Origin of the sequence: Nocardia rosealba (assembly GCF_020216065.1) — a bacterium.
Classification (GTDB): Bacteria; Actinomycetota; Actinomycetes; order Mycobacteriales; family Mycobacteriaceae; genus Nocardia; species Nocardia rosealba.
In genome coordinates this window covers 469,011-487,851 of sequence record NZ_JAIWNA010000002.1, presented here as the reverse complement: position 1 = coordinate 487,851, position 18,841 = coordinate 469,011, and the positions used below count along the sequence as shown (strand labels likewise).

The 18,841-nt window shown below is 68.0% G+C and carries 18 protein-coding genes; 11 read left to right on the top strand and 7 right to left on the bottom strand.

What is annotated here, in order from left to right; genetic code table 11:
* Positions 1-46: 46 nt before the first annotated feature.
* The 5 genes from LDL21_RS09105 (at position 47) to LDL21_RS09085 (ending at position 6,526) form a co-directional block, all read left to right on the top strand.
* Complete coding sequence (locus LDL21_RS09105; protein WP_225279603.1) at positions 47-1,264, top strand: acyl-CoA dehydrogenase family protein; 1,218 nt, start codon at positions 47-49, stop codon at positions 1,262-1,264.
* Positions 1,261-2,697: an LLM class flavin-dependent oxidoreductase gene (locus LDL21_RS09100; protein ID WP_225279602.1), complete on the top strand. Its 1,437-nt coding sequence runs from the start codon at positions 1,261-1,263 to the stop codon at positions 2,695-2,697. Before LDL21_RS09105 ends, LDL21_RS09100 begins: the two co-directional genes overlap by 4 nt.
* Before the next feature lie 61 nt (positions 2,698-2,758).
* Positions 2,759-4,141 carry a styrene monooxygenase/indole monooxygenase family protein gene (locus LDL21_RS09095; protein ID WP_181698872.1) on the top strand — a complete coding sequence of 461 codons (1,383 nt, stop codon included), beginning with the start codon at positions 2,759-2,761 and terminating at the stop codon, positions 4,139-4,141.
* 40 nt (positions 4,142-4,181) lie between these two features.
* Positions 4,182-5,297 (top strand): dimethylsulfone monooxygenase SfnG, encoded by a 1,116-nt coding sequence (sfnG, locus tag LDL21_RS09090; RefSeq protein WP_181698871.1) that lies wholly within the window; start codon positions 4,182-4,184, stop codon positions 5,295-5,297.
* Positions 5,297-6,526: an SfnB family sulfur acquisition oxidoreductase gene (locus LDL21_RS09085; protein WP_225279601.1), complete on the top strand. Its 1,230-nt coding sequence runs from the start codon at positions 5,297-5,299 to the stop codon at positions 6,524-6,526. Before sfnG ends, LDL21_RS09085 begins: the two co-directional genes overlap by 1 nt.
* 94 nt (positions 6,527-6,620) lie before the next feature.
* Here the strand turns inward: LDL21_RS09085 and LDL21_RS09080 are convergent, their stop codons facing one another.
* From LDL21_RS09080 to LDL21_RS09055, 6 genes are all read right to left on the bottom strand, one after another.
* A complete protein-coding gene (locus LDL21_RS09080; protein ID WP_181698869.1) occupies positions 6,621-7,178 on the bottom strand; it encodes a MerR family transcriptional regulator in 558 nt (185 codons plus the stop codon).
* Between the two features lie 167 nt (positions 7,179-7,345).
* Positions 7,346-7,819: a bifunctional nuclease family protein gene (locus LDL21_RS09075; RefSeq protein ID WP_067488679.1), complete on the bottom strand. Its 474-nt coding sequence runs from the start codon at positions 7,817-7,819 to the stop codon at positions 7,346-7,348.
* Positions 7,820-7,992: 173 nt separating this feature from the next.
* The gene (ftsR, locus tag LDL21_RS09070) at positions 7,993-8,748 is read right to left on the bottom strand and encodes a transcriptional regulator FtsR (protein WP_084476286.1); all 756 of its coding nucleotides are present in this window, start codon (positions 8,746-8,748) and stop codon (positions 7,993-7,995) included.
* Positions 8,749-8,818: 70 nt separating this feature from the next.
* Positions 8,819-9,304 (bottom strand): oxoglutarate dehydrogenase inhibitor Odhl, encoded by a 486-nt coding sequence (gene odhI / locus LDL21_RS09065; RefSeq protein WP_067488683.1) that lies wholly within the window; start codon positions 9,302-9,304, stop codon positions 8,819-8,821.
* 108 nt (positions 9,305-9,412) lie between these two features.
* Positions 9,413-9,811, bottom strand: a complete 399-nt coding sequence (gcvH, locus tag LDL21_RS09060) for a glycine cleavage system protein GcvH (RefSeq protein WP_067488684.1) — start codon at positions 9,809-9,811, stop codon at positions 9,413-9,415.
* 42 nt (positions 9,812-9,853) lie between these two features.
* On the bottom strand, positions 9,854-10,489 hold the full coding sequence (locus LDL21_RS09055; protein ID WP_225279600.1) for a CDP-alcohol phosphatidyltransferase family protein: 636 nt from the start codon (positions 10,487-10,489) through the stop codon (positions 9,854-9,856).
* A 123-nt stretch (positions 10,490-10,612) separates the two neighbouring features.
* Between LDL21_RS09055 and LDL21_RS09050 the strand changes: the two genes are divergently transcribed.
* From LDL21_RS09050 to LDL21_RS09040, 3 genes are all read left to right on the top strand, one after another.
* Positions 10,613-12,010, top strand: coding sequence for a DUF2252 domain-containing protein (locus LDL21_RS09050; RefSeq protein WP_225279599.1), 1,398 nt, complete (start codon positions 10,613-10,615; stop codon positions 12,008-12,010).
* 132 nt (positions 12,011-12,142) lie between these two features.
* Entirely contained in the window at positions 12,143-13,024 is an 882-nt protein-coding gene (locus LDL21_RS09045) for a nuclease-related domain-containing protein (RefSeq protein WP_225279598.1), read from the top strand.
* Between the two features lie 22 nt (positions 13,025-13,046).
* A complete protein-coding gene (locus LDL21_RS09040) occupies positions 13,047-13,697 on the top strand; it encodes a phosphatase PAP2 family protein (protein ID WP_225279597.1) in 651 nt (216 codons plus the stop codon).
* On the opposite strand, the gene LDL21_RS09035 is transcribed toward LDL21_RS09040, so the two are convergent.
* Complete coding sequence (locus LDL21_RS09035) at positions 13,612-15,543, bottom strand: acyl-CoA dehydrogenase family protein (RefSeq protein ID WP_225279596.1); 1,932 nt, start codon at positions 15,541-15,543, stop codon at positions 13,612-13,614. The two genes, LDL21_RS09040 and LDL21_RS09035, sit on opposite strands and share 86 nt — an antisense overlap.
* Before the next feature lie 101 nt (positions 15,544-15,644).
* On the opposite strand from LDL21_RS09035, the gene LDL21_RS09030 reads away from it, so the two are divergent.
* Genes LDL21_RS09030 through LDL21_RS09020 form a run of 3 tightly spaced genes read left to right on the top strand, consistent with a single transcriptional unit; the run spans position 15,645 to position 18,840 of the window.
* Entirely contained in the window at positions 15,645-16,292 is a 648-nt protein-coding gene (locus tag LDL21_RS09030) for a TetR/AcrR family transcriptional regulator (protein WP_181698864.1), read from the top strand.
* A 2-nt stretch (positions 16,293-16,294) separates the two neighbouring features.
* Positions 16,295-17,212, top strand: a complete 918-nt coding sequence (locus LDL21_RS09025) for an ABC transporter ATP-binding protein (RefSeq protein ID WP_225279595.1) — start codon at positions 16,295-16,297, stop codon at positions 17,210-17,212.
* Entirely contained in the window at positions 17,209-18,840 is a 1,632-nt protein-coding gene (locus LDL21_RS09020; RefSeq protein WP_225279594.1) for an ABC transporter permease, read from the top strand. Before LDL21_RS09025 ends, LDL21_RS09020 begins: the two co-directional genes overlap by 4 nt.
* The last annotated feature ends 1 nt before the right edge of the window (position 18,841 follow it).

The window sequence follows — 18,841 nt, the reverse complement described above, 5'->3', positions numbered from 1 at the left end:
GCGCGCAACCGGTGAATCCGGCAGCCCGCTGCGCGATCGTTGGGGCATGACTTCCACCACCGCGTCCGCGATCACAGATTCCGAGCTCGATGCCGTCTTCGCCCCGATCTTCGACCGGATCGCCGCCGGTGCGGTGGCGAGAGAGGTCGACCGCAGATTGCCCTTCGACGAGGTCACCTGGCTGAAGGAGGCCCGGTTCGGTGCCCTGCGGGTACCGGTCGAGTTCGGCGGCTACGGTGCGAGCGTACGCCAGCTGTTCCGGCTGCTCATCGACCTGGCGGCCGCCGAGTCGAACCTGCCGCAGGCGCTGCGGGTGCACTGGTCGTTCGTGGAGGATCAGCGGCTGGCCGAGCCGGGCCCGCAGCGGGAGCGGTGGTTGCGGGCGGTGGCCGCGGGCACCCTGGTCGGCAATGCGATCACCGAACCCGGGGTGGGCGCCGTCGACCGGTATCGCACCCGGCTCACCGAGGACGGCGACCGGCTGCTCCTCAACGGGGTGAAGTACTACAGCACCGGTTCGCTGTTCGCCGATCACATCCTGGTCGCCGCCGATCGTGACGGTGAGCGCCTCGGCGTGCTGGTCGACGCGAACGCCGAGGGTGTGGTGCAGCACGACGACTGGGACGGTTTCGGGCAGCGGCTCACCGCCAGCGGTACCACCGAGTTCACCGATGTCGTGGTGGCGCCCGATCGCGTCCTCGGGCCCGGCTACGGTGTCGCGGGCCCCACCTACGGCACCGCCTACCTGCAGTTGGTGCAGCTCGCGGTGCTCGCCGGGATCGCCGCCCGCGCCGAGCGCGACGCCAGGGAATGGGTGAGCGCGCGCACCCGCACCTACACGCACGCCTCGGCCGATCTGCCGCGCGAGGACCCCCTCGTCCAGCAGGTGATCGGCAAGTTGTCGGCGGCGGCGTTCACCGCTCGCGCGACCGTCCTGGCCGTCGCGGACATTCTCGACCGCGTCCTCGACGCCGGAGCGAAGGACCACGGCGACCTCGCCGCCGCCGAACTCGCGGCCGCGCAGGCACAACTCGCGGTGATCGATATCGTCCTTGCGGCCACGACCCAGCTGTTCGAGCTCGGTGGGGCGTCCATCGTGTCCGAACAGCTGCGCCTGGACCGGCACTGGCGCAACGCGCGCACCGTCTCCGTGCACAACCCGGCGATCTTCAAAGCCCGGGCCGTCGGTGACTACCTGCTCAACGGCACCGAGTTGCCGTTCGGTTGGAGCGCGGGCGAGCGCCGCACGGAGGTTGCGCGATGAGCAGGCCGATCCGATTCAACGCGTTCGACATGAACTGCGTGGCCCACCAGTCACCGGGACTGTGGCGTCACCCGCTCGACCAGTCCGACCGCTACACCGATATCGGCTACTGGACCGAGCTGGCGAAACTGCTGGAACGCGGACGGTTCGACGGCATCTTCATCGCCGATGTCCTCGGCACCTACGACGTGTACGGCGGCGACGACGCCGCCGCGCTGCGCCAGGGGGCGCAGACACCCGTCGCCGACCCGCTGCTGCTGGTGTCGGCGATGGCGGCGGTGACCGAGCATCTGGGCTTCGGCATCACCACCGGCACCGGGTTCGAGCATCCGTTCCCATTCGCGCGCCGTATGTCGACCCTCGACCACCTCACGCGCGGGCGCCTCGGCTGGAATGTGGTGACGGGTTATCTGCCTTCGGCGGCAAGGAATTTCGGTGATGCCGATCAGCTCGATCACGACGAACGCTACGACCGGGCCGACGAGTACCTCGAGGTGCTCTACAAGCTCTGGGAGGGCTCGTGGGAGGACGACGCGGTGATCCGCGATGCCGACCGCGGCGTCTACACCGATCCGGCGAAGGTGCACCACATCGGTCATTACGGCAAGCACTACACCGTGCCCGGAATTCACGTGTCGGAGCCGTCACCGCAGCGCACGCCGGTGATCTATCAGGCGGGCGCCTCACCGCGCGGGGTACAGTTCGCGGCCGAGAACGCCGAGGCGATCTTCATCGCAGGTCCCTCCAAACGCGTGCTGGCCCAGACCGTTTCGCGAGTTCGCGACGCCTTGGAGGCGGCGGGACGTGGGCGGTACGAGGCCAGAATCTACGCGCTGGCCACCATCATCACCGACGAGACGGACGAGGCGGCACGGGCCAAACACGAGGAATACCTGTCCTACGCGAGCGTCGAGGGCGGGCTGGTGTTCATGTCGGGCTGGATGGGAATCGACCTGTCGCGCTACGACCTCGACGACCCGATCGGTGAGGTGCACAGCAACGCCATCCAGTCCGCGGTGGCGGCGTTCCAGGAATTCGACGACGACGGCCGCGAATGGACGGTGCGCGACATCGGGCGCTGGGCGGGCATCGGCGGCATGGGGCCGGTGTTCACCGGTTCCGGCGAAACCGTCGCCGACCTGCTGCAGGAGTGGGTCGCCGACACCGATCTCGACGGATTCAACCTCGCCTACGCCATCACCCCCGGCACGTTCGAGGACATCGTGAACCATGTCGTTCCGGTGTTGACCGAACGCGGTGTGTACCGCACCGAATACGAGCCGGGGACCTTGCGCAACGCCCTCTTCGGGGCCGGTGATCGGCTGCCCGCCCACCATCGTGGTGCCGGATATCGCGTCGGTGGTCCGCGTTCCACCGTGCTGCCGCACGCGGTGTCACGGCCCGGATCGGTGAACGAACCGGCGGGCGCGTAGGAATGAATTCGCGCTGATCGCAACACTCTTCATCGGGTGCAGGTCAGCGCAGTATTCCGGTATGACATCGCAGACTCCCGCTTCCCGCTCCACTCGTTCGGCCGCGGTAATCGGCGCCGGCCAAACCGGCGTCACTGCGGCGCTAGGACTACTCGACGCCGGTTTCACCGTCACCCTCTACAGCGACCGAGATCAACGCGCACTGCGCGACGAGGTGCCCGCCACCGGGACCGCCCTCGAATTCGGCGAAACCCAGCAGGCCGAAGCCGCGCTCGGGCTCGACAGCTACACCGGCCGCGCACCCCGCCACACCGGACTCAGTGTCCGCATCGCCGGACCGGAGAACGCCGAACTGATCGCCTTCGACGGCACCTTCGACGGGTATGTCGGGGTCGCGGTCGACACCCGGCTCAAGGCCGACGAACGACTCACCGCCTTCCGTGCGCGCGGCGGCGAGTTCGTGGTCGACAACGTGACACCGCAGTCGCTGGACGCGATCGCCGCCGCCAACGACCTCACCCTGGTCGCCACCGGTCGCGGCGGGTTGTCCGACCTCTTCCCGATCGATACCACCCGCACCGTCTACGACAAGCCGCAGCGCTCGCTGCTCACCGTCACAGTGACCGGTCTCGGCTACGACTCCGGTGTGTTCGCACACCGGAGCCCGGCAGGCGGTGCGCACAGCCTGTTCTCCATCCTGGCCGAACAGGGCGAAGCGTGGTGGGGCCCGTACCTGCACAAGGATGTGGGCCCGAGCTGGGCGTTCCTCGGCTGGGCGCGTCCCGGTAGTGACTGGGAGACCCGATTCGCCGCGGCCGATTCCGCCGAGTCGGCGTTGCGCATCGTGAAGGACCTGTACCGCGACTACATCGACTGGGACCTGCCGGAGGTCCAAGCCACCCAGGTGATCGCCGAAGACCCGCACTCCTGGCTCAAAGGCGCGGTGCGCCCGGTCGTGCGGGCGGGTGTGGGACGCACCGAGGGTGGCCACCCGGTCGCCGCCCTGGGAGACACCGCGGTCGCCTACGACCCGGTCGCCGGGCAGGGCGCCCAGAGCGGGTTGATCCAGGCCCAGCGCCTGGTCGCGGCCGCCGCCGTGCACGACGGGCCCTTCGACGAGCAGTGGATCGGCGAGCAGTACGCCGCGTTCCTGGCCGCCCGCAGCGATGCCGCCGCCAAGGTGACCCGGCTGTTCCTCAGCGACCCCGAGTTCGCCGACATCGGTGGCCAGTTCTTCGCCACCGCCGCCGTCGACCCGCGCTTCGCCTCGGCACTGGTCGCGCTGCTGCACCGGCCGCAGCCGTTCCTCGCCATCGACACTCCCGAGGACGCCGCCGCCTATATCACCCAGGTCACCGGTGTGGACGCGGGCGAACTGCTGGCGAAGTTCGCACCGGCGGGCCGCTTCGCACGCTCGACCTTCGCCCCGGTCGCCGTCGGATAGCGACAGCCAACCCACTCCCGCACGAACCTCTGGAGCAGCTATGACAACCGAGCGGATCACCGATCAGATCCAGTTCGCCTACTGGGTGCCGAATGTGAGCGGTGGCCTCGTCACCAGCGATATCGAACAGCGCACCAGCTGGGATTACGAGTACAACAAGAAGCTCGCGCAGACCGCCGAACGCAACGGCTTCGACTACGCCCTCTCACAGGTGCGCTACACCGCCTCCTACGGTGCCGAATTCCAGCACGAATCCACGTCCTTCAGCCTGGCATTGTTGCTGGCCACCGAACGGCTGAAGGTGATCGCCGCCATTCATCCCGGGCTGTGGCATCCGGCAGTGCTCGCGAAGTTCGGCGCGACTGCCGATCATCTCTCGAACGGCCGGTTCGCGATCAATGTGGTGTCGGGCTGGTTCGCGGGTGAATTCCAAGCTCTCGGCGAACCCTGGCTCGAGCACGACGAACGGTATCGGCGCAGCGGCGAATTCCTCGAGGTGATCCGCAAGATCTGGACCGAGGACGAGGTGAACTACGGCGGCGATTTCTACCGCATTCGCGATTTCACCTTGAAGCCGAAACCGCTGAACACCCCGGAGCGGCCCAATCCCGAACTGTTCCAGGGTGGTAACTCGACGGCTGCCCGGCGCAACGGCGGCCGCTACGCCGACTGGTATTTCTCCAACGGCAAGGACTTCGACGGCGTCACCGAACAGCTCGACGATCTGCGAGCCGTCGCCCGGGAGAACGACCGCGAGGTGAAGTTCGGGCTCAACGGGTTCATCATCGCCCGCGACACCGAGAAGGAAGCGCGCGATACGTTGCGCGAGATCATCGAGAAGGCGAACAAGCCCGCGGTCGAGGGTTTCCGCGACGCGGTGCAGCAGGCGGGTGCCTCCACCAGCGACCGCAAGGGTATGTGGGCGGATTCGTCGTTCGAAGATCTCGTGCAGTACAACGACGGATTCCGCACGCAGCTGATCGGCACCCCCGAGCAGGTGGCCGAGCGGATCGTCGCCTATCGCGATCTCGGGGTGGACTTGATTCTCGGTGGATTCCTGCATTTCCAGGAGGACATCGAGTATTTCGGGGCCAAGGTGCTGCCGTTGGTCCGTGAACTCGAGGCGGCCCGGGTTCCCGCGACGGTGGTCGGCTGATGACCGCGGCCACCGCCCAGCTCATCACCTCCGCCGATCAGGCCGTGTCCGTCGCGGCCGAGCTCGCCCGCGAGTTCGCGCCCGGCGCCGCCGCCCGTGATCGCGACCGCGAACTGCCGTACGCGCAGCTGGATCGGCTGGCGTCCTCCGGCCTGCTCGCGATCACGGTTCCCGCCGAATTCGGTGGGGCCGATCTGGCGCCGAGCGTGGTCACGGAAGTGGTGCGGCTGCTGGCGGTGGCCGATCCGAACATCGCGCAGATTCCGCACAGTCATTTCGTCTATCTGAACTTGTTGCGCCTGGCCGGCACGGACGGACAGCGACGCGAATACTTTCGAGCGGTGCTCGACGGTGCGCGCATCGCCAATGCCCAATCCGAACGCGGTGGCCGGACCATCACCGACATCTCGACCACGCTGCGTCCGGTGGACGACGAATTCCGGATCGACGGCACGAAATACTATTGCACCGGCTCGCTGTTCGCGGACCTGCTGGCCGTGCTCACCCGGCTCCACGACCCGGACGCGCGCAGCGGCCTGCCCGCGGGCGAATACATCGCCTACCTACCGGCCCGAACGCAGGGCGTCCGGATCGTGGACGACTGGAACGGCCTCGGTCAGCGCACCACCGGCAGCGGCACCGTCGAATTGGACGATGTGCGGGTGCGCGCCGAGCAACTCGTTCCCCGGGCGAAAGCCCTCGCTGGGCCCACCGCCTACGGCGCGTACGCCCAGCTTCTGCACGCCGCGATAGACACGGGCATCGCACGCGGAGCCCTCAGCGCCGCAACGGAATTCGCGCGGAGCCAGGCCCGACCGTGGTTCGAGGCCGGTGTCGACCGCGCCATCGACGACCCGCTGCTGATCCAGCGATTCGGCGAGTTGGTGGTGACGGTGGCGACGGCCGAAGCGACGCTGACTGCCGCGGCGACCGCCGTCGATTCGGCGATCCGGGGCACGCTGCCGGGCACCGACGAACAGACCGCCGCCGGCCAGGCATCCCTGGCCGTCGCGACGGCCAAGATCGTCGCCGACCGCGCGGCCGTCGACGTGTCGGCCGCACTGTTCGAGGTGAGCGGAACCCGCAGTGCCGCAGCGGATCTCAACCTGCACCACTTCTGGCGCAACGCGAGGACGCACACACTGCACGACCCGGTCCGCTGGAAATACCATCACCTCGGCCGTGCTCTACTCCACGGCACTCCGCCGCCCGCCCACGGCACCTTCTGACTGCTCGACCGACAGCTGAACGACACCCCGCACACGTGATCGCGAATCGCGCGTACACGGAGACTCCGTGTACGCGCGAGATCACCGCGCGCCGCTAACCGGTCTTGCGGTTCTCCCTGACCTTGCGGCGGTAGGACAGCTCGTCCTCCGGGCGGTCGGTGATGGCGGTGGCTCGCTCGGCGGGGAAGTCGGCGATGGCGCCGGTCAGTTCCCGCATGGCGCCGCTGACCGCGATTCCGAAGACGCCCTGCCCGCCCTGCAGTAAATCGACGACTTCCTCGGGTGAGGTGCATTCGTACACCGAGGTGCCGTCGGAGAACAGGGTGATCCCGGCCAGATCGCCGACGCCACGACTGCGCAGGTGATCGACGGCGATCCGGATGTTCTGTAAAGAGATGCCCGCGTCCAGCAGGCGCTTCACGATCTTGAGGACAAGGATGTCCTTGAACGAGTACAGCCGCTGGCTCCCAGATCCCGCGGCGCCCCGGATCGACGGGACGACCAACCCGGTCCGCGCCCAGTAGTCGAGCTGACGGTAGGTGATTCCCGCGACCTGACACGCGCTCGGCACCCGGTAACCGACCAGATCATCCGGAACCGAGTCGTCCGGGAACAAGCCAGGCTGCACTACATCCTGCGTTTGCTCTTCCACTGACCGCTCCTTGCTCTGCCGACGTTCTCGAGTACCGGAGTCACGACGGATGTTGCCCGACTTTCGAGGTTACTCCTGTCATTGTCGGACCCATACGGTCATCGGACCAAGCACCGTGAGCGGCGATTCCCTCGACCTCTACTTCAGGGTCAGAAAAAAGTCCGGCCCTAGCTGTCGGTCGCCTTGAAGTCGTCGGGGGACACCGAGTCGAGGAACTCCTTGAACTTCTCGACCTCGTCCTCGCGCTCGTCGGGCATCACCAGCCCGGCCTCGGCGAGCACCGGCTCCTCGGCGAAGATCGGGCATCCCACGCGCAACGCGATGGCTACCGAGTCCGATGGTCTGGCCGAGACCCGCAGGTCGCCGTCGAAGACCAGATCGGCGTAGAAGGTGCCCTCCTGCAGATCGACGATCCGCACTTCCTTGAGGGTGTGTCCGAGTTCGGTGATGAGAATCTTGATCAGATCGTGCGTGAGCGGACGGATCGGGGTGACCCCTTCCTGCTCGAGCACGATCGCGGTGGCCTCGGCCTGCCCGATCCAGATCGGCAGATACCGCTCGCCCGCCGCCTCCCGCAGCAGCAGCACGGGCTGGTTCTGTGGCTGCTCGACACGGATGCCGATAACGCGCATCTCACTCATGCTGTTACACCTCGCATGCTCGGGCGGCCTCCGTGGTTACGCTCCGCTGCCGCCTCCGGCCGCTGACCTCTCATGCGTAGTCCTGCCTCCCATACTCGCCGCCGACGGCACGACCGCTGCCCCGCCCGGTATCACGAGTCTAGGCGAATCCGGCCACCCGGCGCTCGCGCGCGTCAGCTACCCAACGCGTTGCGCACTGCGGCTTTCACCAGTGCCGCATGCAGGTTCAGTGACAACGCGGCCAATTCGCGAACTGTTTCCTCGGCGCGGGCCCGCGCGTCGGCGTCGCGGCTCTTCGCGATCGGTGCGGCGATCTGGGCGACCAGCGCCGCCTCACGGTCGGCGGCCAGCTTGAACGCGCGCAGATGCCGTGCCTCCAAACCGAATTCGGCCATCGCCTTGGCCGCGCGCGCCAGCGTCACCGCATCGGCTTCGAAGAACCCACCCGCGCCAGGGACGATGAGTCCGGCGCGGAGCAGGTCGTCGAGGAAACGCTCCTCGATGCCCGCCTTGGCGAGCAGATCGGCGCGGGTGAGCCGCACCGCGACATCGAACCGTAATTCTTCGGGCGTGATCTCCCCCGGAACGACACCGAGGCGGCGCGGCGCGGCGGGCGCGTCGTCCTCGGTGTACTCCTTGACCCCACGCAGGGAGTGCGCGCGGGCTCGCGCCTCACGCACACCCAACGTCGCAGCACCGCTGTCGATCGCTTCCAACTGCTCCTTGATCACCTTCAACGGCAGGTACTGATCGCGCTGTGCGGTGAGCACGAAACGCAGCCGTTCGTAGTCGGCCACCGAGAACCGCCGGTATCCCGACGGTGTCCGTTCCGGCCGGATCAGGCCCTCCGATTCGAGGAACCTGATCTTGGAGATGGTGATGTCGGGAAAATCTGGTCGCAGCAGGTCGAGCACGGAGCCGATCGACATCCCTCCGCGCGCCCACTGCGCCGCCCCGGTCACAGCACTGCGCCCTTCGCGAGCACCAGCACCGGACGGGTCATCGCGAACCCGCGCCCGTCGACGACTCGGTGGCCTGCGCGCGCGGCCCCGTCAGGAAGACCAGCCGGAACTTGCCGATCTGGACTTCGTCGCCGTTCTGCAGCTCCGAGGAGTCCACCGGCTCCCGGTTGACGTAGGTGCCGTTGAGGCTGCCCACGTCCACCACCTGGAACGAGTCGTCGTCCTGCCGGAACTCGGCGTGCCGACGGCTGACGGTGACGTCGTCGAGAAAGATGTCACTGTCGGGGTGGCGACCGGCCGACGTGGTCGGCTGGTCGAGCAGAAAGCGCGACCCCGCGTTCGGGCCTCGCTTGACCACCAGGAGGGCGGCACCGACCGGCAGGCCCTCGACGCCCTGCACCGGCTGTTCGCCGGCCGGCTCTCCGGAGCGCGACGAATCGACCTCGTTGAGGAAATCCGCGCGGAAGACCGATGTCGTCTCGGCCGCGGTCTCCCCGTAACCCGGGTCCCTGTTCTCGCTCACCGTTTCTCTCCTCCTCGAACCTGATTATCCATGCAAGCAGGTGCTGTCTTCGGCATTGACCGTACCCTGCCGGGGCGTGCCCGTGCAGGGAGAACTGTGAAGGCTGCGTCAGCCCCCGATAACTCCTTGATAACCCGCCGCATCCAGCAGTTCGGCGAGCGCCGCGTCCAGGCTCGCCGCGTCGTCGAAGGCGAGCTCGAACAACCAGCCCGCCTCGTAGGGGTCGCTGTTGAGCGTCTCCGGGGCCTGGACCAGATCCTCGTTCACCGCAACGACTTTGCCGCTGAGCGGGGCGTAGATGTCGGACACGCTCTTGGTCGATTCGACCTCGGCGATGCTCTCGCCCGCCGTGACGTCGGCATCGGCGTCGGGCAGTTGGACGAACACCACGTCACCGAGCTGTGACTGGGCGTAGTCGGTGATACCGACGCGGACCGCTGTGGGGCTGGTCCGCCGCACCCATTCGTGCTCCTCGGTGTAGTGCAGATCCTCAGGGGTCCGGGTCACAGGACGTCCTTTCGTCGTGAACGTTGCACGCAACAGTAACGGCTAGCTCCCTCGGTGCGGCACAGGCGGTATCGATCGTGCGACCGCGACCGCCAGCCCCACGTAGAGCACGCCCGTCCACACGTACAGTGCGGTGCCCCAGATCAACAGTGCCCAACCGAAGGCCCAGCCGAAACCCGCCCCCACCCAGTCCATTTCCCCGGTGAGCAGCCACGGCAGACCCGACATCAGCGCGAAGGTCGCCGCTTTGCCCAGGTAGATCACTTCCGGCGCGGGCAGCTCACGCCGTTTGTACACCGACAGGGTCACGGTGAGAACAAGGTCGCGAGCGATCAAGATCACTGCCAGCCACCACGGAATCAGGTCGCGCAGCACGAAGGCGGCCAGTGTCGTCAGCAGATACAAGCGGTCGACGAACGGGTCGAGCAGAGCGCCCAGGCGCGAGGACTGATCGAGCAGTCTGGCCAGTTTGCCGTCCAGGAAATCGGTGAAGCCGCTGGCGATCAGCAGGGCGAAGGCCCAGCCGTCGGCATGTTCGACCAGCATCAACCACAGGAAGAGGGGGATGCCGATGAGGCGGAGCACGCTCAGGGCGTTGGGCACGGTCAGGATGCGGTCGCTGAACACGCCACCGCCGTCGGTGTCGCTCGTGCCAGGCGTTCCCGATTCGGTTGCCACGCCCCTGCTTACCGCACCGACCCCCCGACGCGCCATCCGGCCACGCCGAAACCCGCGCCCATTTCGTGGCAGGTGATTCGGTCGTGGCACTGTCGGGCCGCCGAACCGCTAACCTCGACAGTCGTGTCCGACAGTGGTATCGATCTGCGCTCCTCCGTCTCCCCCGAGCAGGCCCGCGCCCGTGGCCGTGCCGCCGCCACGAAGGTGCCGGTGACCGAGCGCGATCGCCCGGCCGAGAGCCCCGACCGACCGGGGGTGCTCGAGTTCGTCGAGGCCAGCAACCAGGGCAGGCTGCCACACCTGATCCCGTTGCGCATCGGCAGGATGGCGGCCTCGCCGTTCAGCTTCTTCCGCGGCGCGGCGGGCCTGATGGCCGCCGATCTCGCGGCCGGTCCGGACAGTGGTCTGCCCGCCCAGATCTGTGGCGACGCGCACGCCGCCAACTTCGGCCTCTACGGCACCCAGCGGGGCGAGATCGTGATGGATATCAACGATTTCGACGAGACGATTCTCGGGCCGTGGGAATGGGATCTCGAACGCCTCGCCGCGAGCCTCGTCCTGGCCGGACGCGAGAGCGGTGCCGACGCCGACGACTGCCTGCGCGCGGCCCGCGATGCCGCGGCCTCCTACCGCCGGACCGTCGCCGGCCTCGCCGAGCTGCCGTTCCTGCAGTCCTGGACCGATCTGCACGACGAGTCGATTCTCACCAAGGCCAAGGCCCAGGACCTGCACGACGACTTCAAGAAGGCCGCCAAGAAGGCGCGCAAGAACACCAGTGCGAAAGTGGTCGCGAAACTGACCGAGCACATCGACGATCACGAGGCCGGCATCCGCAAGCACTGCTTCATCAGTGATCCGCCGGTCCTCACCGCGGTCGACGAGCAGGTCCGTGAGGCTGTGATCGACGGGCTGGAACGCTACGCGGGCACCATCCGGGAGTCGCGGCGCACGCTGCTGTCGCGGTTCGCGGTCTCCGATGTCGCGTTCCGGATCGTCGGCACCGGCAGCGTGGGGCTGCACAGTTACGTGGTGCTGCTGCACGGCAACGACGGCGAGTCGCTGGTGCTGCAGGCCAAACAGGCCAAGCCCTCGGCGCTCGCACCGTTCCTTCCCGCGACCACCCACCGGCACGAGGGTGAGCGCATCGTCGCCGGGGCGCGCAGCGTGCAGTCCGACACCGACATCCTGCTCGGCTGGACGACCATCGAGTTCGACACGCCACTGCCGTTCATCGTGCGTCAGTTCCGCAACTTCAAGGGCGCCATCGACCCGGCCGCGTTGTCCGCCGACGATCTCGACGACTACGGCAGGCTGGCGGGTGCCCTGCTGGCACGGGCGCACGCGCGCTCGCTCGACCCGCGCACGCTGGCCGGATACCTGGACGGCGACGGTGCCGACGACGACCGCTTCGAGGAGGCCGTGGCACGCTTCGCGGTGCGCTACGCCGACCGCACCGAAGCCGATCACGCGCAGCTCGTCGCCGCCGTCGAGGCGGGCGAGCTCGCCGCCGAGCCCAGCTGAGCCGCGCGGCGCCGACCAGGCACCGGCCGCATCCTGACCGGCATCGGCACGTCGGCGAGCTACGATGTACGCCAACGGTTCTCGGCTTGCGGCGCCACCGACCAAGAAGGGCGGACCTCCATGCTCGTGCGCGTGCAGAATGCGGCAGGCACCGATGCCGAGCGGGCACTGATCAATTGGCTGCGCACCTGGAAGGACCCGTCGAGTCCGCACGGTGTCGCCACCATCAACTGCAGCCTGTTCCACAACGATCGGCTGCACCAGTTCGACGCGGTGGTGTGGACACCGACCAGCTGTGTGGTGATCGAGGCCGAAACGTTCACCGCCACCCAGCACGGTGTCCTCGAGATCCCACTCAACGGCCCGTGGATGGTCTCCGGTGAACTCGCGCAGTTCGCCGGTGATGAGAAGTCGACGCCGCTGGAACGCTCCAGGGAGCACACCTTCGCGCTGCAGGACTACCTCGCCGCGCGTGGGCTCGGGCAGCGTGCGGTGCACGGACTCGGCTTGATCGTGCCGCAGCCCGGCGCCGACATCGACATCCATCAGGGTTGGCACGACCCGAGTTTCGACGTCGTCGTCACCGACGACCCCTACCGGCTCGAGCAGTATTTCGAGGTGCTCGCCGAAAAGGAACACAACCGGTGGACGGCCAACGACATCGCCATCGCTTTCCGTGGCCTCGGCATCCTGCCGTACCTACCCGCCCCGCAGGACCTGCTCAACGAGGGCTTCCTAGGGCCGATCGATGTGACGCTGTGGCACGGTGGGCCCACCCAGGCCCAGGCCGAGGCGTACGCGGAGGAGCAGGCACGGCTCGAGCAGGAGGCGCAGTCGCGGCGCGGTCTCGTCGCACCCTGGTACAGCCCGTGGAAGCTGTACCCCCGGGTCGGTGGCGATCTCGATTTCGGGCGCGCGTTCCTGCGGATCACCCTCGCCGTCGGCATGATCATCGCGATCGTGTGGGTGCTGTGGTTCGTGGTCACCGCCGTGCTCACCTACGGGCCGGCCTGAACCGGACGCTATCGTCGGGGCCGTGATCCACCCCGGCCAGGCACTTCGCACAACCGTCCTCGCGGCCTGCGCGAGCGTCACCGCCCTGATCCCGCTGACGTTTCCGGCCGACGACGGGGCGACCGATATCGACCGGGCGATAGCCGAACCGGTGCAGCGTTCGGTCTCCCCCGAATGGGGCTCGATTCTGGTGTCGCCGAGCAACAGCGCGACCGTACTCATCGGGTTGCTGGGGTTTTGCTGCTGGTTCCTGGTGCGGCGCCAGTGGTGGCGCGCGGCGACGATGCTCGTCGTCCCGGAGGTCGCGGTGACGATCAATACGTGGTTGTTGAAGCCTTTGTGGGACAGGCAGTTACACGACTATCTGGCCTACCCGAGCGGCCACACCGTCCACTTGGTCGCGGTCGCAACGACATTCGCGTGTCTGGTGACGAGCGCCCGGGCGCGGCTCGTGGTCGTCGCGCTCACCGCGCTGGCGCTCGTCCCGGTCACCCTGGGGATGATCGAGCGGGGCTACCACCACGCCACCGATGTCCTCGGCGGCGCGGCGGCAGCGGTCACCCTCGCCGTCGCGGGGGTGTGGGCTGTCAGCTGCGGTCGAAAACGCTGGCGTCGTGCAGCATCTCGGCCCGCAGCATCGACTCCGGCACCCCCATCGCCTCCACCAGCGTGAGCGCGTCGGGACGCAGCCGGTCGACGAGCTCGTTCACTCCGCGCCGAACCGCCTTGGCCCGCTCCACCGACATGAACCGGTGCATGATGTACCAGGCCAGGTTCTCCTCCAGCGAGGAATACACGTAGAGGTCGCAGACGGTTTCGGCCAGCGCCCTGGCATCGGGATCCTCGATGGCGGCGATCCCGTCGACGAATTCCTCCAGCACCAGCCGGTCGATGTGGGCGGCGCCGGCAGAGAGAATGTGGTCCTGGGCGTTGTTGAACGCCTCGAACGGACCGGTGTCCTCGGCACGGGCCCGCAGCCGGTGCGCGGCGGTGCGCAGCAGGTAGTCCTCGCGGTCGGCGAACAACTGCAGCTGCACATCACGCTTGGACAGGTCACCCTCGTCGACCGATTCGTCGTTTCGGTCGCGCAGCGTCTGAATGAGTTGGCGCACACCGGTATTGCGGCGGACCACGTCGCCCGCCATCGTCGCGGCGAAGCGCACCCAGCCGAGTGCGTCCAGGTCGCGGACCTCGTCGGCGTAGGCGGTGAGCAGTTCCTTGGCGACCAGCTGGGTGAGGACCACATTGTCACCCTCGAAGGTGGTGAACACGTCGGTGTCGGCCTTGAGCGTCACGAGACGATTCTCGGTGAGATACCCGGCGCCGCCGCAGGCTTCGCGGCATTCTTGGATGGCGCGGGTGGCGTGCCGGGTCTGGGCGACCTTCAGACCCGCGGCGCGCTTCTCCAGCGAACGCTGCGCGCCGGGCTCGATCTCGGCGCCACGCTGAACGAGGTCCATCCGGCGCACCAGGTCGTTCTGCGCGAAGGCCAGCGCGAACGACTTCGCGACCAGCGGCAGCAGCCTGCGCTGGTGGCTGCGGTAGTCCAGCAGCAGGGTTTCCGCACCGGTGTCGGGGTCGGCGAACTGACGCCGGGCAAGGGCGTAGCGCACCGCGATGCTCAGCGCCACGCGCGCACCCGCCGCGGCGGCGCCACCGACGCTCACCCGTCCGCGCACCAATGTGCCGAGCGTCGTGAAGAAGCGCCTGCTCGGGTTCTCGATCTCGGAGGTGTAGGTGCCGTCCGGCGCGACATCGGCGTAGCGGTTGAGCAGGTTCTCGCGCGGGATGCGCACGTTGTCGAACACGATGCGCCCGTTGTCGACACCGGGCAGACCACCCTTGCGGCCGTCGTCGGAGGTGGTGACGCCGGGCAGGTCGGCGCCGTTCTCGTCACGGATGGGCACCAGGAAGCAGTGCACACCCTGGCTCTTCCCGTCGGTGACGAGCTGGGCGAACACCGCCGCCATCCGGGCGTGCTCGGCGGCGCCACCGATGTAGTCCTTGCGCGCCGACGGCGTCGGGGTGTCGACCACGAATTCCTGAGTGGCCGGGTCATAGGTGGCCGTGGTCTCGAGAACCGCGACATCGCTGCCGTGCCCGGACTCGGTCATCGCGAAACAGCCGAGCAGGTCGAGGGAGATGAGTCGCTTGATGTAGTCGCGGTGGCGCTCGGTGCCGAGGTTTTCCACCGCGCCGCCGAAAAGGCCCCACTGGACGCCGGATTTCACCCACAGCGAGAGGTCGGCGTAGGCCAGCATCTCGAGACCGGTGACCGCGCCGCCCGGGTCCCCGGTGCCCCCGTTCTCGGGGCGGAACCCACGCTCGGGGTAACCCATTCCCGCGATGACCCGCATCTGCTCGAGCACCCGTGCGCGGGCGGCCTTCAGATCGAGGTCGGGATCGCCGGTGAAGCGGTCGTCGGCGAGCTGGGTGCGTGCCTGTTCCCTGACCGCGCGCCACGGTCCGTCCAGCGCTGCGCGGAGGTGTTCTGCCGTCGTCGATGTGCCGGTAGCCATGCCTTCGACCATAGCCCGGTCGGCGGCGTACCGGCGGCGGTGAAACTCCTTCCGGCTACCTCTTGTGGACGGATTGAACACTCGTTTAGTATATTGAACATGTGTTTAACCAACAGCCCGTTTCGCAAGGATCCCCCACCGACCTGAGCACCGCCGCGCGCATCCGTGACGCCGCGATCGACCTGTTCGGAGAGCAGGGATTCGGTGTCGGCGTGCGTGCCATCGCCACCGCCGCCGGGGTGTCACCGGGCTTGGTCAATCACCACTTCGGGTCCAAGGACGGCCTGCGCGCGGCGTGCGACGAACGAGTGATCGAGATCATCCGCGACGAGAAGTTGCGGGCCATCCGCGCCACCGGTCCGACCGGGATGCTCGACGCGTTGGCCGAGATCGAGATCTATGCCCCCTTGGTGGCCTACATGCTCCGCAGCTTCCAGGCCGGCGGACCGCTTGCCGAGTCGCTGCTCGAGCACATGATCGACGACGCCGTGCAGTACACCCAGACCGCCGTCGACGAAGGCCGCATCAAACCGAGCCACGATCCCGTGGCCCGTGCCCGCTATCTGGTGCTCTGCCATGTCGGAGCCATGAACCTCTATCTGCAGATGCGTAGTCAGCGCGAGGGAAAACTCGACTACCGCAAGGCGATTCGCGAGCTGTCCACCGAACTCACCTTCCCGGCCGTCGAGCTCTACACCCAGGGCATGCTGACCGACCCGTCTCTGCTCGACTCTCTCCTCGAGGAGTAGCAATGTCGTCTCCCACCCAGCAGGTCGTCGAAACCCAGGGCCTGCGCAAAACTTTCGGCCGCTTCACCGCTCTCGACGGGCTGGACCTCCAGGTCGGGCCCGGTGAGATCCACGGGTTCCTCGGACCCAACGGTGCGGGCAAGTCCACCACCATCCGCATTCTGCTCGGCGTGCTGCGAGCCACCGACGGTTCGGCGCTGCTGTTCGGCCGCGATCCATGGGCCGACGCGGTGTCGCTGCACGAGCGGATCGCTTATGTGCCAGGCGATGTCACGCTGTGGCCGTCGCTGTCGGGCGGGGAGACCATCGACCTGCTCGCCCGCATGCGCGGTGGGCTCGATCAGGCACGCCGGGCCGAGTTGATCGAGCGCTTCGAACTCGACCCGACCAAGAAGGCACGCACCTACTCCAAGGGCAACCGGCAGAAGGTGGCGCTGGTCTCGGCGTTCTCCGCCGAGGCCGACCTGCTCATCCTCGACGAACCGACCTCGGGCCTGGATCCGTTGATGGAGCAGGTCTTTCAGGAATGTGTGCGAGACGCCGCCGCGCGCGGCGCGACGGTACTGCTGTCGAGCCACATCCTCTCGGAGGTGGAGCACCTGTGCGACCGGGTGACCATCATCCGGGCGGGGCGCACCGTCGAGTCCGGTTCGCTGAGCGAACTGCGGCACCTGAGCCGCACCGCGATCACGGCCGAATTGATCGGCGACCCAGGCGATCTGAGCACGCTGGCCGGCGTCGAGGACGTGGAGCGTGACGGTTCGACCCTGCGCTGCCAGGTCGACGCCGACAACCTGGGCGCGCTCATCCGGGTACTCGGCGACACCGGCGTCCGAAGCCTGACCAGCACTCCCCCGACGCTGGAAGACCTGTTCCTGCGCCACTACCACGTCGATCAGCCCGAGAAGGTGCGCGCATGAGCACGCTCGCCGCCACCGGTCGATTCACCGGAACATCCCGCGCCGCAGACGAATTCACCGGCACGGGGCAAATGCTGCGGCTCGCGCTGCGCCGTGACCGGGTGGTCGCCCCACTGTGGGCATTGCTGATCGGGCTGATGCCGGCGATCCAGGTGGTGTCGATCAAGGATCTCTACACGACACAGGAACAGCTCGACAGTTTCGCCACGACGACGGCCGCCAGCCCGGCGCTGGTCGCCATGTACGGCCCGGTGTTCAGTTCGGCCCTCGGCTCGATCGGCACCTGGAAGGCCGGGGCCATGTACGCGCTCATCGCGATCGCGGCCGTGCTCACCGTGATCCGGCATACCCGGGTCGAGGAGGAGACCGGGCGCGCGGAACTGGTCGGCGCGACGAGCATCGGCCGGTTCGCCGGCCTCACCGGCGCGCTCCTGCTCACCTACGGCGCGTCGGCGATCGCCGGTATCGCCTGTGCGGCTTCACTGCTCGCGACAGACCTGCCCCTCGCCGGGTCGGTCGCGTTCGGTGCGGCACTGGCCGGCTCCGGTGTCGTCTGGGGCGCGGTGGCCGCGGTCGCCGCGCAGTTGAGCACGGGTGCAAGGATCGCGCGTGGCATCGCCCTGGGATCTCTGGGTGCGGCGTTCGCCGTGCGTGCCGTCGGTGACGCGGGAAACGGTGTGCTGTCGTGGTTTTCGCCGGTGGGCTGGTGCCTGCAGATCCGGCCGTTCGCCCAGGAGCGCTGGTGGGTGCTCGTGCCGCTGCTAGCCCTCGGCGCCGGTGCGACGCTGCTCGCCTACCAGCTGCTGCGTACCCGTGACCTCGGCGCAGGCCTGTTGGCCGACCGACCGGGACCGGCTACCGCGGGCGCCGGACTTTCGGGGCCCTTCGGACTGGCCTGGCGGCTACAACGCGGGTCACTGCTCGCGTGGACGACCGGTTTCGCCCTCTACGGTCTGCTCATCGGTGGCGCGGTGACCGGCATCGGCGACATGCTCGACGGCAGCGAATCGCTGCGTGATGTCATCACCTCGCTCGGCGGTTCGGACGATCTGGAGAAGTCGTTCATCGCCTACGCGATCGCGATGCTCGCGGCAGCCGCGTCGGCCTACTCGGTGTCGGCGGTGCTGCGACTGCACGAGGAGGAGAACACCGGTCGCACCGAAAGCGTGCTGGCGGCCGCTGTCGGCCGGATCCGGTACACGGGCAGCCATCTGTTGTTCGCCCTCGGCGGTCCGGCGGTGGGCCTGCTGGCCGCCGGGCTGGCGATCGGTGTGGTCTGGGGCGCGACCGGTGGCGACCCGGCAAGCAAGATCGGCCAGGCGCTCGCCGCGGCGGCCGTGCAACTGCCCGCCGTGTGGGTGGTCACCGCCGTCGCGGTGCTGCTCGTCGGCGCCCTGCCCCGATTCGCGCCGCTGAGCTGGGGTGTGTTGAGCGCGATGGTCGTTGGGTTCCTGCTCGGCTCACTGGGCAGCTTCCCGCAGGGGGTGCTCGATCTCGTGCCGTTCGTACATCCACCGAAGCTGCCGGGTGCGGAGTTCACCGCCACCCCGATCGCCTGGCTGCTCGCGGTCGCGGGCACCGGCATCGCAGTGGGCTTGTTCGCCTACCGTCGCCGCGATCTGCGCTGAA